The sequence below is a fragment of the Alteromonas sp. Cnat2-8 genome (assembly GCF_022348355.1).
Classification (GTDB): Bacteria; Pseudomonadota; Gammaproteobacteria; order Enterobacterales; family Alteromonadaceae; genus Alteromonas; species Alteromonas macleodii.
Map to the genome: position 1 here is coordinate 445711 of NZ_JAKREX010000004.1, position 16797 is coordinate 462507.

Here is a 16797-nt window from a genome sequence, read left to right on the forward strand (position 1 = left end):
AACTGAAGGCCACACAGGTAAGCTTTTGAAAAACTAGATGTTATTTTTGGTTGATTTATAGCCAAACCCTTAAAATTTATAGTAATTTTCAAAAGAATGTATTTCACCATGTAACAATTGTGCTATTATTGAAAATCACACTCGGGGCTGATTAGGATTCGACAGGATCTAGGAAGCCGGAGGTGCATGCAGAGGAGCGGTTTGCCTCTTAAAAAGCCGCATTTAAATAGTCGCAAACGACGAAACATACGCACTAGCCGCTTAATAACCGGCATAGGCCCTTCCACCCTAGTCTTTTCCTGCTAGCGGGGATTCGGAAGGTCATCCAAGTAGGATAGCGAGGGAACCTTGTCTAAGGGTGAACCGCGAAACAGTATTAGGCCAGCTGTAAGGAAATCCTGTTTGTCGGAGTTCCAAGCAGTTAAATAAATGACAAACTAAGCATGTAGTACCAAAGGTAGACATTTTCTGGACGCGGGTTCAAATCCCGCCAGCTCCACCAATTCCAGAAGCGGTCTAGACCAATCTAGACCGCTTCACCCCCTTAAATTCGCCACTTCTGGCGATACCAATCAAAACCAACCACAGGTCTCTAACGGTCTTAAAAGGGCTGTAAAGTGTCGCGAATCTGTACCTGAATGTCGCGAGACTGTCACTTCTCCAGAACAAATCACTTATGGTTTAGGCACACGGGAATGTCATAAATTTCGTGCTGAATTATTCAGTACAATGCCCTCACTAGCCTATGACGCTGCGCACAAATACGTAAAAATTTCAAAACAAGCAAGTTATGTTCAAGCAAATCTGTTTCTATCAAATCTCAGCAAAGAGCTTCAAATAGCAGACTTAAACCTTTCAAAAGATGTTCGTGAACTCAAGCTTTTTGCCAAGCAGAAAGCCAATCAATGCTTAAGGAATACCGCCCACCTAAATACTGAACAAGCGTTTGACTACTGCTTAAGTAAATTCGAGAAATACGGTTTCTCTATTCCATGTGATATGACACATGTGGAAGCCCTCACACTGTTTAGAACTGAAAAGTTTTGGTTTAACAAATTCAAAACGCTGGCTACGCAAAAAATGGAATCAATCAGACGCCAGCTTGATTTAGTAAATCAGTCGAAAAGCGCTTATTGCAGCGACGAAAGACTCAGACAACACCAGTGGGAAAAAGCGCAAGCAGAAGAATACATGCAAAACAAATGGTTTTGCAGCGCAGATGGTGAATATGTCTCCATGCTTGATGTATACAATTCTAATGTATCGAACCCAAAAGTAAGACGCGCTGAATTAATGGTGAGGATCAAAGGCACTGAGGAATACTCACAACTGCAAAAGCATGAGAGTTGGTTTTACACGCTTACTACACCCTCCAAGTATCATTCTCATTATCCGTCAGGTAAACCCAACCCTAAATACAAAGCATACTCGGTAAAAGATGCTAATGATTACCTTAACGGGCAATGGCAAAAGGCACGCGCTCAGTTTGACAGAGAAAACATCACAGTTTACGGGATACGCGTTGTTGAGCCACACCATGATGGAACACCACATTGGCATTTGATGCTATTTATGCCACCACATCAGTCAGCCAGAGTTACAGAAATACTCCATCAGTATGCTTTAGAACAAGATACAAATGAACGTGGTGCGGCAAAGAACCGCTTTAAGGCTGAGAAAATAACAAGCGATAAAGGCTCTGCACAAGCGTACATCGCTAAATACATTTGTAAAAACATAGATGGTGAATTTCTAGATACTGACACCTACGGAAACGACGCAAAAGTATCAGCAACAAAAATTACTGCATGGGCTTCGCTTTACAATATCAGACAGTTTCAATTCTTTGGATTACCGTCAGTTTCATTGTGGCGGCAGCTTAGAAAAATAAATCATACCATCGACGATATTGAATTGAACAAGCTAAGACAAGCCGCTGATGCATCTGATTGGCTAGCCTACTTATTGATGATGGGTGGCACTAATATTCGCAAATCTGAACGCCCTTTCGCCATGGAATATGAAAAGCAGTTAAAAGAACTATATGAGCATATAGAGCCTGAAAGCTTGTCTAAACATGCATATAACAATGTTCCCAAAACAATCTTATCTGTTTCCGCAAGATACCCCATCGAAAACAAACAATGGCTGCTTTTGGAATCACCCGCTGAACAAGTTGACAGTCCGCCCTTCCCTTGGGAAGGACGGACTGTTGACGAAGTCTCAGGGGGTAGCCGAAGGCAGTTGGGAGGGCCTCCGCCCTGCGGAGAGGGGCCCAAAAGCCGAAGGCGTCTTGGACTTGTGTAAATAACTGTACTGAAACTAAACCACCATATAAAGAGAATAGAAAATGAAAGACCCGTTAAGCATTCCATGTAATTGTGGAAGTGGAAAAAAATTGAAAGATTGTTGTCTTTTCGGACGAAACAAAACCGTAAACACCAGCATATTAGATAGCAATAACGTACCTGACTACACTGGCGTTTCTGTATTCTATGGCTTTCGCTCACAACTCAAAGACGTTAACCCATTTGAAATAGACTTTGAAACAGCTTGTTGCCAAGTAATACAAGCCAATAAATATCTTGCTGATACTCACAATACAATGATTCAGTTCCAAATGTTAAAGCCTGGCGACTGGTATGTCATGGGTAAAGAGGACGGACAAATGAAATATAGCTTTCGTTTCGATAACGAAGTTGAAGCAATGGAAGTCGCAAAAGAAAAGTTCCACGCAGTTAGATTCTTGCAAATGCCAGAGTTCGTTTGACTCTGGCCCGTTCTTTAACAATTTGACTTATTAACGTAAGAACTTACCCGTTTTTGTAACGTGGTCAAAAGAGTAAATATGCTCAGTAGGTGCAACAGTGCATTTACCGATAAAGCGTCCATTAAACTCTTTGCTTTTTTCTATGACAATATTTTCACCACAAATACCGCATTGAGCTTCGAAGGTCACGGCTTGCATTTTGAGTGAAACATTATCGTCTTTTCGCTCTTTATAAAGCACAAGCAAAGCATTTTTAGTTCGAATCGGAGCCATTAACGTAGGCAATTCGGTTATACCTTTATCGAGAATTTCTTTTAGCTTTGAAAGCAAATAAGCACTTGGAAAGAAAGTCGTAATCAAGGCTAGTTCCAAAACTCGCTCATCCCAACTAAAAACGTCGAGTAAAGTAAGAATTGCTATTAAACTGAGTAGTATCAATATAATAGAAACAACCATTACTCTGGAGAGTTTTAACTCCATATCTAAGAAAGGCTTCGTGAACGGGTACACCTTTGGAAGCTGTATTGCAGAGTACTGAACATTTGGGTTTTCGCTATTAAAGTTATACGTAGTGTTCTTACTTTGTATGACCGATAAACTTATTTGGGTTTTGCGCCCCCCAGTAGAAGATTCAACAATCAAAGAAAGCGGTGATTTTCCATGTTCCTTTAACTTTATATTTAGTGAGCTCGTTATCGCAAAACACTCATTTGTAACTTTCATGTGTCTTCGTATGTCGGCAGACGCTTTAACGCTATCAACCTCTTTACCCCACACTTCTTTGTAGATTTCTGAGTAATCGAAGTAAATATCCTTTAAACCGACACCCTCATTGATATAGCCAAGAGAGAGTTCACAGACTGCCCTTGCTATCTCATCACCCTTTTTAAGAAGTTTTTCATTAGTTTCAAAGTGTTCTAAGGCAATTTCAATAGAACTCTTAAGCTCTTGTATATCCATAATATTTTAGGACTGTATAACCCGTTCCTTACCCGTTAGGAATCTGTTTTACCAGACCATTGAGGACCAATCTAGTACTTCATTTATACGGGAGTACAAATTAATGAGCGGATTAGTAACAACAGACAAGCTTTCAGAAATGACGGGCTATACGAAAGAAGCGATTCGGATGAAAGTTAAAAAAGGGGTTTGGATAAAGCAACAACACTACCTGAAGGCACCTGACGGAAGACTAATTTTTATCGTCGAAATGATTTACCAATGGATGAAAGGAGACCAAGCAAATGAGTGTTAAAACAGTGAATGGCGGCTACGCTATCGACTTTACAATAAACAATAAGCGTTATAGGGAAACAATACCTGCACCACACAATAAGAAAGCGTTGCAAAGAATACAAGACCAAGAAAAAGTTTACAGAATGGCGATATTACTTGATGACAAAGCGATAGCAGACCGTTTTCCTAGTAGCAAGATCATTCAGAAAGCTTTTAATACCGAATGCAATTTTACTATTCATGACTATTCAAATATTTGGTTTAAACAAAAGCAGCGTAACTGGTCTCACACAACTATTCGCGGCTATTCCCAAAAGTACAATCGCTACATCAAACCTAACTGGGGTCACCTCAAGCTGACTAAGTTTAAAGCCAGTATGTTTGATGAATGGGCATCAGAGGTTCAACTTTCGCCTAAGTCGATAAACGAAACTAGAAATGTACTTCAGCAAATTTTTACTCGTGCAGTTAATGATGAAGTTATTGAAAAAAACCCAGCGAGCTTAATACAAAGATACAAGCAGCAGACTAAAGAACCTAAACCGTTCAGTCTTTTTGAAATTAATAAAATTCTCAATGCATTAGAACATCCTTATAAAGAGTTTTTTCAATTCGCTTTTTATACAGGATTGCGAACTGGTGAACTTCTAGGCCTTCGATGGCAAGACATTGACTTTGATAAGGGAGTTGCTCACATACGAGTTAACCTTACTTCAGGGCTAGAAAAGGAACCTAAAACCAAAGGTAGTCTGAGGACCGTAGAACTCCATGATGAAGCATTAATCGCATTAAAAAGCCTAAAAAATAGCGATTTCTTTGATAATTATAGAGTTTTTATTGACCCAAAATATATGAAAGAGTACAAATACGCTGACGGGTTAAGAAAATATGTTTGGAAACCTACGCTAGAAAAGCTAAACATAGAATACCGCTACCCTTATCAATGCCGCCATACATATGCATCTATGATGCTATCATCTGGTAAAAACCCCATGTGGGTTGCTAAGCAAATGGGTCACGCTGATTGGGGCATGATTAGAAAAGTGTACGGGCGGTGGCTTAATCAAGAATGACAATCTTAAAATAAACGGATTTATGGTGAACAAGCTGTGGCAGATTTGACGATTACCTTCGAAGGCGACTTGGTACAAGATAATCGTGTTCCTCTAAGAGTATTAGGGAGGACGCTCTTTCATCTTCAAAAGTCTCTTGATAGAGCATATCTAGACCTTAATGGTAACCTGTACAAAAATGCTAAGTTACACCCTTCTCATTATGCTGAAACAGAAATAATGGTTTTAGACGCTTATGAAGGAAGTTTTAAACTTGATTTAGGTAAACGTGGGCAATGGGTACAGGAGCAATTAGAAAGAGTGAAGCAGGCTCTTTCTGGTGTCAATGAAGAAATGGAGAGCCAAGGGATTGACACACTTAATAGGCTTAAGGTTGCGCACTCAGCTCGCATAAATCAGGTTGCACAGAACAGTGTTGAACCAATTCCATACGAACAAGCCGTACATGTTTTATCCCAAGAACACAGTAGGCGATATGGTGATAGAGCAATTCTGAGAGAGCTTGACCAAATATTAGCAATAATCAGATCTCCCACTTCTGGAGAGAGTTTTTTCGAGATTGAAATAGGCGGGACTAAGAGACAGAAGTTTTCTTTTGACCGACAAGATGCAGAATTATTTTCAAGCCTAATTAAAAGAAGATCGCTAAGTGTCCCAATAATCTTCAAAGGTCGACTAGAAGTAATGAGTCGAAAAAACCGTTCTGGTAGAATCGTCAACCTCGATACGGGAAAATCTTGCAACATTTATTTTTTCAACGAAAATTCATTTATTGAAGTCGTGGACAAATTCCGGACAAATGATGTGTTTTCATTCATCGGTTCTTCATTGGTTGAGTATGAAGCTTTTGACCCCGAAGCTGGTGATATTTATTACATAGGTTTGTGTTCCCCAGAATAGTGTGACAATAATGAGCAGCATAACTAGCACTTTACAAGACCGTTTTGCAGAAGAGATAGCAACCAAATATCCAATCTATAAATGTTTCATGTTCTTTGTAGTATTTTTGGGGTTGTTCATTGACAAAAGTTTTGACAAAATTTTTTCAATCTGGACTATTTTGGGCAAGATGAAATTGCAAGACACTTTTAATTTTAACAATGGAATGTATAGCCAAATGTCTATTCAAGACGTGTTGTTTTCATACCTTTTAGTCAGTGCAATTTGTTTTCTCTATGAGCGGTACAGCTTTGTTTTTTTCAAATTTGGTCAAAGCTCACTAAGTGATAACTACCTTAATGATCTGCACACGAAAGCCAAGGACAACATTTCTGATAATACAGACACAAACATGTCTTTCGCTATTACAGTTAAAGAAGAACTAAATACCACCAAAAAGTATCTCCAACAAAGATCCTTCCTAAATCAGGTTTTAATTTCTGTTCTTGTTGCTATTGGTTACAATCATAGATTTTTAGATGGCTGGCAAGAGTACATAGGGTTCGCATTACTTGCGCTATTCGTCGGTTATAACATTAGATTGGTGATAAAGCATTACGTTGTATCATTCATTCCTTTACATGTACAACTCGCAGTTCTTCATGGTAATAAAATAAGTTTCCCAGATGTCAACGAGGTGGCTAACCCAAATGCATCTTTATGATTTTCAAAAGAAATACGCGGGTTCAAATCCCGCCAGCCCACCAATTCGTATTAAGCCCCTATCTAAGGGGCTTTTTGCCTTTTTGCCCATCAATGAACATGTTTTGGTAAAAATGGAGAGGCTCAACAAAATAATTAGGAATATAGAGACTATGAACTAGTTATTCAGAAGAGCTCTAACCTTGTATAATCGTTGAAAAGCTTTTCACCGTTTACAGCACCTTCTAACAAGCCAAAATTTTATGTTTCGTTTTTAGATTTTGATGATATCAGCAGATATGTCGGCGTACCTTTACTTTTACAGAACTACCTCTAGTACGAATCCCTGTTCCTTTTAAAACATAGAGATGAAAATTCTAAAAACCTTCCAAATGCTCCAAATATCAAAAAATTAAAAGCCAATAGCGGCTTATACGCAGACGACAGAAGCCCCATTGAAACTCAATAGAATCAAAATAATAATATTGAAGCTATTGTAAGCTACCTCACTTCAATTTAACTCTTTAAAGTTTATAAAGAGTTTGTGCCTCTTCATTTTTAAATAAGCTGCAGTTAAATTGGTAGTTTACAGTATTGAAGTAACTCAGAATTCGCTCTACTGAATTTAGATAGGAATGAATGAATATTAGATACATTAAGTTATAATATGTTCAAAAAGAGTGACGCCTGAGATACTATTACTTAGAAAGCGAGAAGAATAGGTATTTGCCTGTAAGACGAGGGTTACCCCTTTAATCCCATTAGCTTTATAATAGAAATAATATGATAAAAATTTACAAATCACTCACTAAAGATCGCCCAATCTTTACAAGAAAAACTTTGTCTAAATTAGCTAAAACAATTCGTTTATTTGTCATTCCTATGCTAACAGTAGCCTTTAGTTATTTAGCTATTAAATCAACAGAAGAAAGTGCCGAAAATGCGTTAAAGGAGTCAAGGAAGTCTAGCGAAATTGCGTTAAAAGCTACCATGGAGGCCAACAACGAAGCGCTTAAAAATAGTCAAAAAGCCTATGAACTGGCTTTACTTTCTCATAAAGAAAGTATTGAAGTCACTATAAAAAATCATACTGAAAATTATAAGCTTTCAAAACAGCTATTAGATCACTTACTCAGCTCCCACGAAGAAAACTTAAAACAATCCGTTGATATATATAGACAAAACATCGAAAATAACTATAAAAACATTGTTCACCAACAGGATAGAGAGCGTTACTATCAGGTCTCATTGCAAATATCACGTCTGATACCAAGCTTAAAAAAACAGATGAATTTCTGTAATAAATATAATTATGAAATTCGAATGGCACATATAGAAGAAAAAAATAAGTACAGAGACTCTTTAATTTTGTTTGGTAAAAATTTCATAGAAAATGAAATAGAAAAACACTCTCAACTAGGTAAAACCCAATCTTATTATTTAGCATCTGAAGCGCTTTCATCCAGTTATTCATATCTTCAAGAAAGCGACACATTGTATTTGAGCGATGAAGAAAAGAGAAAAATTGAGGATACAGTTGAGTTCAAAAGATACCTTAAACTACATATTGAATCTAAAAAGTTCTATCAATATTTAGATAAGGAGTCAATACTTTGGGAATTTATACATTTAAAGCTAAGGAAAGAAGGAACGATTAGCTACAGCAGCAACTTTGACAATCCTAAATATAATTTGGAAAAATTGAAAAACAAATTCAATGATATATACAGAAAAGATGATAGTTTGGAGGAAATATACATTATTTTTAAACAATTGCAAAATATGTCTAGCCTCGCCGACTTTTTGTTTTTTAGCGAGCTACAGCACTTGTCTGATGTAGTACCGACTCTTCTTACAGTAGAAAGTTATTATAAGTTTGAAGATCTCCAATACACTGAAGAAAAAGGGGGATTATTTAAAACTCAATCGGAGTTATACCTCTTTAGTTTCTTCGAGCTATTATTATGGAATAAATTGTTTCTTGAGTCGACATCTGAATATATGAGATATACGAGTTACGAAGAGCACATCAATAACCAAAACCCGACTGATGAGGTGTTTAATATGATGTTAAAAAAACTCAATGACAGTAAAGATGAACAAAAATTCTTTATTTATAGATGCGAAAGTGCTTACGCTAAATCTACCGAAGTTATGTCCGCACTCTTGTCCGCACTCATAAATTATGATGATTCGCAACACATCAGCAATGATGAAGCTATAAATTATTTTTCATCAGTTTATAGTATGCTCTCATTTGATTCCGTTAGAATAAACGAAAGATTAAACGAGCTAAGTCTTATCGGGCCAGACTCAAAGAAATGAAACACAATCTATATATGTCTATAGCTTTACTGCTGTGACGAAATAGAACAACTAAAGCTCTTAAGGACTTTCAAAGCGGTTAAATTACACTCTCTAAAGATATACACAAAGTTTTGCGCTTGGCTTCATTTTTCGTAGACCCAGAGAGCAAAACAGAAATATAAACAATATGGTATTGGCAAGCATAGCTACTGTGCCGGCTATAGCTGTAAGGCCGCCAATTGCTTTACCGCCTTTTGCTAGAAATGATAGGCCGAAAACAACGGCTGCTAAACCTAACAATAGTTTTGCCGTATAGTAAATCATGAAAGATAAAGACACCACGCCGCCGACTAAAGGCTTAGTCCCTTCTACTGCGCCAGCGACTTTGTCGAAGGCCGTTGCTCACCTGGACTATATTAATCACTGCGCCAAAAGCAACAGCCGACCAACCTAGTTGCGCCTCTTCAGCTTGCACCATTGCGGTACTCGCAAAAGCAACTAGCACGGTAAAAATTGTCGCTTCAAATCCCTAGGCATACTGTCTTGAAAAGCTAATTCCGCCGCTGTAAAGCGCTGTAAAAACAGCCTGTGTTATTGCTAATAGTAATAATAACGACGCTGTAATTTGAATGGTGCGCTTATGTGTAAATTCCATTATGGCTCTCTTTTAATTTCATAGGTAAATAGCATTTATTGGTGTTGCTAAAAGACAGGTAAAGCAAACTAATAATTTCACAAAATTCGGTAAAAGTAGAAAAACCTCTAATAAAAATAGAAAGCTCAAATTCAATGAGATAGCCATATACTCATTGGTATGCTCTTTTCGTTCATAACTTCGACACTTTTCTGTTACGCCCTGCTTTTGTTCCTTGATTGGTCATTCCACACGCACTTTAAAGTAAAACGTATTCCCAACCACAAAGTTATAATATAACATTACTCAAAATTTCTGTTACGGCACGTTATACAATGCAAACAAATTCAGTGATATGCGCGGATGCGCTTACCGTGTGTGTTGACGATCGCACGCTTCTAGACAATCTCAATTTTAATGTAGGAAAAGGCGAAGTATTTGCACTTTTAGGTGGAAATGGCGCAGGTAAATCCACCACCCTTAAAACTTTTTTAGGGCTTATGAAGGCAAGTAGCGGTAGCGCCACTGTATTAGGGCATAATGCCTCTACCCAGCCAAACCAAGTTCAAAAATCTGTTGCCTACTTACCCGAATCTGTCACCTTATATGGCCATCTTTCTGGCGTAGAAAACATTCGTTATTTCTTGTCAGTGGCTGGAGTCGATAAGTCTGACGACGATATGTTCGCCGCACTTCGCAAGGTCGCACTTCAAGAAGATTCGTGGAATAAGGCGCTATCTAATTATTCAAAAGGCATGCGTCAGAAAACCGCAATTGCCTTGGCGCTACTGCGCAATGCGCCTGTACTGTTCTTAGACGAACCCACATCTGGGCTAGATCCAGCAGCCATCGACGAATTTAATGCGCTAGTGTCAGAGCTGGCAGCGGGTGGCGCTACTATTTTTATGGTTACCCACGACGTGTACGGTGCCTGCCAAGTTGCCCATCGAATTGTGCTTTTAAGTAATGGCAAATTAACCGGTTCTTTCGAGCGCGCTGGCGATACGCCAATAGATACTGAAGCCGTTCACGCAGCATTTGCAGGGCGTAATGTATGATACTGAATGTTGCTAAAATCATTTGTGCTGAACAGTGGCGCTATTGGTTGCGAACAAAAGTAGCAGCGACCGTTTTATTGCTAGGCGCTATGCTTACCATAGCTGCACTGGTAGTTAACGCCTTTCACATCGATGAGGCTGCCCACACCAGAGACCACCTTCAAACAGAAGCTGAACAACGCTTTGAGGCACAGCCCGACAAGCACCCTCATCGCATGGTGCATTATGGTCATTATGTATTTCGTGCCCCCACTCCACTGAGCGTAATTGAACCGGGTGTCGATACCTACACGGGGAACGCTATATTTTTAGAAGGACACCGCCAAAATAGTGCGATGTTCGCCGAGCAGCGCCAATCCGCAGAGCTTACACGCTTTAGTAGTTTAACACCCAGCTTTTTAGCTTTGGTTCTCGCACCTTTATTTATTATTCTAATTGGCTACGGCAGCGTGTCACGTGAACGCGAAGCCGGCACGCTAACCTTACTGCTTTCTCAAGGCACCACCCGTTGGCAATTGCTCTTAGGGAAGCTTCTGGCTCTCGTAATCGCTAGCAGCCTATTTTTACTCCCGCTACTGTTTGCCTGTCTTTATGTCGCGTTTTCAAACGAAAGTGCACTTGTCGTAATACTCTTTTGCCTTAGTTATGTGGTTTACTTTTTACTGTGGGCCACGGTAGTCACTGCGTGCTCGGCCATATTTGAGAAAAGCAGCGTTAGCTTCACCGTACTTGTTGTCATTTGGATGAGCGCTTGTGTGTTGCTTCCTCGTTTAGGGAGCAGCGTTGCCACAAACATTGCCCCTTCAATGGGAAAACTTGAAGCCGATTTCAAAGTGGAAGAAAAACTTAGAAGTTTAGGTGACGGTCATGACGTTAACGATCCTGCATTCAAAAAGCTAAAAGAAGATTTACTAGCTAAATACAATGTAGATTCAGTTGACGACTTACCCGTTAACTTCAGGGGCATTGTTGCCCAGTACTCCGAAGGTCGACAAGCCAAAGTGCTTAATGAGTTTGCTGAAACCCGCATGACCGAAGAGTTGGAACAAGCCCAAATAGCACGGCAGTTTGGCTGGCTTTCGCCTACGGTTGCGGTGCGCTCTATTTCTACGATCCTTGCGGGAACTAGCCTCGAGACACACCACCGCTTTTTAAGGGAAGCGGAAACGCTGAGACTTGAGTTTGTTCAGGCTTTAAACAAGGTTCACGCTGAAAAACTCGATTACAAGTTAGATATGAACCGCAACGCCAGTGAAGAAGCAGCAGACAAAGCTGTGGTTGGCGCAGATAACTGGGCGATCTTAGCAGAGTTTGATTTTAAACCAGAAGCAGGAAGCACACGCATCAGTAACGCGTTGATTTATTTTATTCAGCTGTTGCTTTGGATGGGACTTACCGCACTACTTCTTCAAGCTGCAGTTAGGAGATTAAATCCATGATGCGTTATAGCGATATTAAACGAGAAGCGGGTTTCGTATTTGGCCATCGTCAGACAAAACTAACGCTTTTGGTCGTGTTTCTTTTAAGCTCGGTGTCGTCGTGGTCTGGCTATTCGGAAATGCAAGAGCAGCAAGCCACTATAGAGCGCTTGTTAGATAAAGATGAAACAGAGCGCAACGCTGTCCTTACTCACCAATCTAATTATGGCATGGTAGCCTATTACGCCTTTCATTTGACCTATGCCCCGCCCTCGCCGTTGGCGTTTGCTGCCGTAGGAGAGCGCGATGTGTTTCCGTGGAAGCACCGTATTAGAATGCTAGCGCTAGAAGGTCAGATTTATGAAAGCGATACAGACAATCCGGAGCTTGCTTTCCTAGGGCGTTTTGACTTTGCTTTCGTTACCAGTGTGCTGTTGCCTCTGTTTATCATTTTGCTCCTTTACGACTTAAAAGCGAAGGAACGCGAAGCCCGCCGTTTTGACTTACTTAATGTAACCGCACGCAATTCGCATGCTATTTGGTCATCACGCGTATTGGTAACCCTGGTGCCCTTGGTACTAGTTACACTTATTCCGTTTATTGCCTTTAGTGTAGTGAATGGCGCGTCTGTGTTTCAAACAGTAACGATTTGTACCATCGTCATTGGCAGCATAATTGTTTGGAGCGCTATTGTGCTTGCTATAGGTGCTGCTAAGCGTTTTGCCAATTTCAGCGCCACGCACCTAGCTTCAATCATGTTAGGCGTATGGCTTGTCACAACGGTTATTGTGCCAGTTACCGGGCACACCATAATTAATGCGTCGGTCGATACACCTGAGGGCGGCGACATTGTGCTCACGCAGCGAGAAGCCGTTAACAGTGCATGGGACAAACCTGTTGAACAAACATGGGAAGCGTTTATTGAAACTCACCCACAGTGGGCGGATAAAACCGACTTTGATCCACAGCGAGACAGTTCATTTAATTGGAAGTGGTATTACGCATTTCAACAAGTTGGCGACCAAACGGCGAAGGAACTTTCAGAGGCTTATCAAGCCGCCACCTTACGCAAAGATAAAATTGCAAGCTATGTTGCTCTGCTATCCCCGTCTTTGTTAACGCAACGCTTATTAACGAGTGCGGCTGATACCGATGTTAAAGCCATGGTTAACTACGAAAATAATGTCCGCGAGTTTCATGCGTCGTTGCGCAAATTCTACTATCATCACTTGTTTGAAGCCCCGGAGTTTTCATCGGCCAGTTTTAAACAGCTACCTCAATTTTCACCAAAAATAAGAAAGACACAGGAAAACACTAATGAAGACTAGTTGGGTAAAATCTACCCTCGCCCTTTCTATCGCAACGCTTTTGAATGCGCCTGCAAATGCGCAAAATACTGATATTCAATCGGAAGCGGATGTAGAGAAAATTACGGTGCATGGTATGCACCGTGCGTATCAAGGGGCATTTGAATATAAAGAAGTGCCGGCAGCAGCGCAGGATATCGACCTTGGTCTCATCAATGATGCAGGCGCTATAAACCTTAACGACGCTTTAGACCTGTCCGCTTCGGTAGCAAGGCAAAATAACTTTGGTGGCCTTTGGAACAGCTTTGCTATTCGTGGTTTTTCAGGTGACGAAAACTTACCTAGCGGGTTTCTGGTAAACGGTTTTAACGCAGGACGCGGATTTGGCGGACCTCGTGATCTCTCTGGCATTGATCATGTTGAAGTCTTAAAAGGTCCTAAAGCTGCGCTGTTTGGTCGCGGTGAACCAGGTGGAGCGGTAAACCTTGTTACAAAGCGCCCCCAGTTTCGTCAAGGTGGTGAAATTAAAGCAACTTACGGAAGCTGGTCGCAGAAGCGCATTGAGGCTGATGTACAATCGGTTGCAGGCAGTACTGAAAATGTAGGTGTACGCTTAGTAGGCTTTTATGAAGATGCTGAAAGTTTCCGCGATACAGTAGAAACTGAGCGTTTTGGCTTTTATCCATCGGTTACTTGGGAAGCATCAGCAGACACCACGGTTACGTACGAACTTGAATACACCGAGCAAAAAATTCCTTTCGACCGTGGCGTAGTGGCCATCGATGGTGAATTGGGCCACCAGCCAATTGAAACCTTTACTGGCGATCCTAATGGCGACACCATCGATACGGAAGTGGTTGGTCATCAAATTGAGATTTCTCATAAACTTGCTGACGAATGGAACCTGCTTTTGGGTGCTGGCTTACGCGATACCACTTTCGAGGGTAATGCATTAGAAAACAACTTTGGTGGTCGCCAAACGTTATTTATCGATCCTAATCAAGCCTTGTTGTCTCGTTTTAAGCGCTACCGTAATTTCCAAACCGATTACTTCGTTTTACGCGGCGAAATAGCGGGACAATTCGATACTGGGTCGCTATCACATCGCGTGATTATTGGTGCTGACTACGATAAGTTTGAAAATGACCAGATTATTCTGCGCTATCGCCCGCCATTCTTTTCAAGCGATACTGACATTAACGACTTGGACTTAGAACAGTACTTAGTGGTCGATATTTTTAATCCGGATTACTCACCACTTCCAGATGTGGAATTGTCTGACAACTTGGACCGTTTTGAAGTTCAGGAAGCGTGGGGTATCTATTTCCAAGACCAAATCAACATCACTGATAATTTCCAAGTTAGGCTGGGTGGTCGCTTCGATAAGTTCGAGCAGGAAATTGATAATCGCCTGGCGTCACCTGTAAGTACCACATCACAAGACGACACACGCTTTTCTCCACAAGTGGGTGCTGTTTATCTGTTTGATGACACCACAAGTGTGTACGCAACTTACGGTGAAGGTTTCCGTCAGCTGACGGGGTCGGATTTCGCCGGAAACCCGTTTGAACCTAACGAATCGAAATCTGCGGAAATTGGTGTTAAAGCCGACCTCACATCAATGTTTAATAATATACGGGGTGATATCACCTTCGCCGTGTTTAATATCGAGCAAAGTAACATCCTTGTTTATGATGATAGCCCTGAGGCGTCTGACGGCTTCTTCTTAACCCCTGCTGGCGAAGCCCGTAGCCGTGGTGTTGAGTTAGACATTAACGCTGAATTTGAAAATGATATTTCGCTTTGGGTGTCGTACACCTTCGTAGATGCTGAAAGTACAAACGATGCGGCGGATGCTAACTTTGTTGCAGCCATTGAATCTGGCGATCCTTTAATTAACGTTCCAGAAAACCAATTGAGCATTCAGTTGAGCAAGGGACTTACATTTGCTGATATGCCAGTACGTATCGGTTCAGGACTGTTGTATGTTGATGAGCGCTTAGGTCAAACCGCTACCGACTTCTACTTACCAAGCTACACCACGGTTCGTGCGTTTGCTGAAATAGAGCCTATAGAAAACTTGTCAGTTAAAGTTGCAGTAGATAACCTGTTTGATGAAGAGTTTTATACTAACTCTTTCGCAGATGTGTGGGTTGAACCTGGCGCGCCTCAACGCTTTAGGCTTACCGCCGCCTATCGCTTTTAAGGTTTAAGGAGAGGCTTTTAAAGCCTCTCCGTTTATGATGTTCAGGTGTTGTTTTAACTAAATTAGGCGTTGTCACACGGCGGCCATTCACTCTCTTTTAATATTTGATTTTGAATAAGACGTTGACGCTTACTTTCAATAACCTGTTTTAATTCATCTCTAATTAATCTTACCGCTGGCGTAATAAGATGCCGGCTAGGCAGCATGAGCCACATTTCAGTTAGCGGTACGTGGTAACCAGTCAAAATACGCTGCAGCTTTGTGCTCAGTAAATCCCCCGCAACGTCTATACATGACTTTTTAGCTATCCCCTCTCCATCTACGCACCAGCGCCGAACAATATCACCGTCATTCACAGCGCGATTACTGTTCACTTTCACTTTAACTCTCTCGCCCTCGTTGATAAGTTCCCACGTATTGTGGGTTTGGTCGTAGAGCTTATAAAGAAGTGCGTTGTGCTGCGCTAAATCAGTCAAAGTTGTAGGCTCACCGTTTCTTTCTAAATAATCGGGAGACGCGCAAATCACATGCGGAATATTGCACACTTTAAAACCATACATCTCCGATTCTTTAACCGCTTCTTTTGTCATGGCTCTAAGTGCTACATCTACACCATCGCGGTAGAAGTCCACCCGACTGTCGCTCACATGTAATCGCAATGAAAGTTCTGGGTTTTCGCGTTGCACTTTATTTAGCAGTTCACGCATTAAGTTGCGACCCATTTCCGAAGACATCGCCATGCGAAGCTCACCATGAATACTCTGCTTCTGCTCTGTTACTAATGCGAGGCCCTGCTGTAAGGTGTCGAGTGCCTGCTTTGCCATAGGCAAATATTGCTCTCCTTCAGGTGACAATCGAATTTTGCGTGTACTTCGCACGAATAGCGCTACGCCAAGCTGCTCTTCTAGACGTTTAACCGCCATACTTGCAGCAGATGAGCTAATATCAAGTTTTATCGCAGCAGTGGTTATCGAGCCCACTTCAGCCACCTTTACGAACACAGACAGGTCTTCGGTTTTCATACTTCCCTCAACGTTTATTTCACTCTTTTGATTTCATGGCAAGAAAGACAAAGCAAAATGGATCACCTCTATTATCCACATTTTCAGGAAAGTCTTTATTGATTTTGGTCGTTTATGAGACTTATTCGAAATAATAGACTGTGCCTGTCTGTTAAATAAAGCCTACGACCAACAATTAGGAGGTT

At 41.0% G+C, this 16797-nt stretch carries 13 protein-coding genes, 1 other RNA gene and 1 pseudogene; 12 read left to right on the plus strand and 3 right to left on the minus strand.

Annotated features, from left to right (window positions below):
- The first annotated feature begins 143 nt into the window (after window positions 1-143).
- The 3 genes from ssrA (at window position 144) to MHN00_RS12865 (ending at window position 2770) form a co-directional block, all read left to right on the plus strand.
- Window positions 144-502: a transfer-messenger RNA gene (gene ssrA / locus MHN00_RS12855) on the plus strand.
- 227 nt (window positions 503-729) lie between these two features.
- A complete protein-coding gene (locus MHN00_RS12860; RefSeq protein ID WP_239301359.1) occupies window positions 730-2307 on the plus strand; it encodes a replication endonuclease in 1578 nt (525 codons plus the stop codon).
- Between the two features lie 43 nt (window positions 2308-2350).
- Complete coding sequence (locus MHN00_RS12865; protein WP_239301360.1) at window positions 2351-2770, plus strand: SEC-C domain-containing protein; 420 nt, start codon at window positions 2351-2353, stop codon at window positions 2768-2770.
- A 30-nt stretch (window positions 2771-2800) separates the two neighbouring features.
- Here the strand turns inward: MHN00_RS12865 and MHN00_RS12870 are convergent, their stop codons facing one another.
- Window positions 2801-3730 (minus strand): hypothetical protein, encoded by a 930-nt coding sequence (locus tag MHN00_RS12870; protein WP_239301361.1) that lies wholly within the window; start codon window positions 3728-3730, stop codon window positions 2801-2803.
- Between the two features lie 103 nt (window positions 3731-3833).
- Here MHN00_RS12870 and MHN00_RS12875 point away from each other — a divergent pair, with 103 nt between their 5' ends.
- The 5 genes from MHN00_RS12875 to MHN00_RS12895 all read left to right on the plus strand — a co-directional run bounded on the left by MHN00_RS12875 (window position 3834) and on the right by MHN00_RS12895 (window position 8985).
- Entirely contained in the window at window positions 3834-4025 is a 192-nt protein-coding gene (locus tag MHN00_RS12875) for an excisionase (RefSeq protein ID WP_239301363.1), read from the plus strand.
- The gene (locus MHN00_RS12880) at window positions 4015-5079 is read left to right on the plus strand and encodes a tyrosine-type recombinase/integrase (RefSeq protein WP_239301364.1); all 1065 of its coding nucleotides are present in this window, start codon (window positions 4015-4017) and stop codon (window positions 5077-5079) included. Before MHN00_RS12875 ends, MHN00_RS12880 begins: the two co-directional genes overlap by 11 nt.
- Before the next feature lie 36 nt (window positions 5080-5115).
- The gene (locus tag MHN00_RS12885; RefSeq protein WP_239301365.1) at window positions 5116-5979 is read left to right on the plus strand and encodes a hypothetical protein; all 864 of its coding nucleotides are present in this window, start codon (window positions 5116-5118) and stop codon (window positions 5977-5979) included.
- Between the two features lie 10 nt (window positions 5980-5989).
- Window positions 5990-6682: a hypothetical protein gene (locus tag MHN00_RS12890; RefSeq protein ID WP_239301366.1), complete on the plus strand. Its 693-nt coding sequence runs from the start codon at window positions 5990-5992 to the stop codon at window positions 6680-6682.
- 761 nt (window positions 6683-7443) lie between these two features.
- Window positions 7444-8985, plus strand: a complete 1542-nt coding sequence (locus MHN00_RS12895; protein ID WP_239301367.1) for a hypothetical protein — start codon at window positions 7444-7446, stop codon at window positions 8983-8985.
- 93 nt (window positions 8986-9078) lie between these two features.
- On the opposite strand, the pseudogene MHN00_RS12900 reads toward MHN00_RS12895, so the two are convergent.
- Window positions 9079-9622, minus strand: a pseudogene (locus tag MHN00_RS12900) (thiamine biosynthesis protein ThiC).
- Between the two features lie 314 nt (window positions 9623-9936).
- Here MHN00_RS12900 and MHN00_RS12905 point away from each other — a divergent pair.
- The 4 genes from MHN00_RS12905 to MHN00_RS12920 are packed head-to-tail and all read left to right on the plus strand — an operon-like array spanning window position 9937 to window position 15590.
- Window positions 9937-10659: an ABC transporter ATP-binding protein gene (locus MHN00_RS12905; RefSeq protein WP_069944200.1), complete on the plus strand. Its 723-nt coding sequence runs from the start codon at window positions 9937-9939 to the stop codon at window positions 10657-10659.
- The gene (locus tag MHN00_RS12910; protein WP_101564424.1) at window positions 10656-12098 is read left to right on the plus strand and encodes a DUF3526 domain-containing protein; all 1443 of its coding nucleotides are present in this window, start codon (window positions 10656-10658) and stop codon (window positions 12096-12098) included. The genes MHN00_RS12905 and MHN00_RS12910 overlap by 4 nt, the downstream gene beginning before the upstream one ends.
- Window positions 12095-13405, plus strand: coding sequence for a DUF3526 domain-containing protein (locus tag MHN00_RS12915; RefSeq protein ID WP_239301368.1), 1311 nt, complete (start codon window positions 12095-12097; stop codon window positions 13403-13405). Before MHN00_RS12910 ends, MHN00_RS12915 begins: the two co-directional genes overlap by 4 nt.
- Entirely contained in the window at window positions 13395-15590 is a 2196-nt protein-coding gene (locus tag MHN00_RS12920) for a TonB-dependent siderophore receptor (protein WP_239301369.1), read from the plus strand. The genes MHN00_RS12915 and MHN00_RS12920 overlap by 11 nt, the downstream gene beginning before the upstream one ends.
- Window positions 15591-15652: 62 nt before the next feature.
- Here MHN00_RS12920 and MHN00_RS12925 read toward each other — a convergent pair whose 3' ends face one another.
- A complete protein-coding gene (locus MHN00_RS12925; protein WP_239301370.1) occupies window positions 15653-16612 on the minus strand; it encodes a LysR family transcriptional regulator in 960 nt (319 codons plus the stop codon).
- Window positions 16613-16797: the final 185 nt, after the last annotated feature.

Coding starts and splice junctions, on each gene's coding strand:
- MHN00_RS12880 (WP_239301364.1), top strand. CDS start 4,015: ATGAGTGTTAAAACAGTGAATGGCGGCTACGCTATCGACTTTACAATA.
- MHN00_RS12905 (WP_069944200.1), top strand. CDS start 9,937: ATGCAAACAAATTCAGTGATATGCGCGGATGCGCTTACCGTGTGTGTT.
- MHN00_RS12920 (WP_239301369.1), top strand. CDS start 13,395: ATGAAGACTAGTTGGGTAAAATCTACCCTCGCCCTTTCTATCGCAACG.
- MHN00_RS12875 (WP_239301363.1), top strand. CDS start 3,834: ATGAGCGGATTAGTAACAACAGACAAGCTTTCAGAAATGACGGGCTAT.
- MHN00_RS12865 (WP_239301360.1), top strand. CDS start 2,351: ATGAAAGACCCGTTAAGCATTCCATGTAATTGTGGAAGTGGAAAAAAA.
- MHN00_RS12860 (WP_239301359.1), top strand. CDS start 730: ATGCCCTCACTAGCCTATGACGCTGCGCACAAATACGTAAAAATTTCA.
- MHN00_RS12870 (WP_239301361.1), bottom strand. CDS start 3,730: ATGGATATACAAGAGCTTAAGAGTTCTATTGAAATTGCCTTAGAACAC.
- MHN00_RS12915 (WP_239301368.1), top strand. CDS start 12,095: ATGATGCGTTATAGCGATATTAAACGAGAAGCGGGTTTCGTATTTGGC.
- MHN00_RS12910 (WP_101564424.1), top strand. CDS start 10,656: ATGATACTGAATGTTGCTAAAATCATTTGTGCTGAACAGTGGCGCTAT.
- MHN00_RS12890 (WP_239301366.1), top strand. CDS start 5,990: ATGAGCAGCATAACTAGCACTTTACAAGACCGTTTTGCAGAAGAGATA.
- MHN00_RS12895 (WP_239301367.1), top strand. CDS start 7,444: ATGATAAAAATTTACAAATCACTCACTAAAGATCGCCCAATCTTTACA.
- MHN00_RS12925 (WP_239301370.1), bottom strand. CDS start 16,612: ATGAAAACCGAAGACCTGTCTGTGTTCGTAAAGGTGGCTGAAGTGGGC.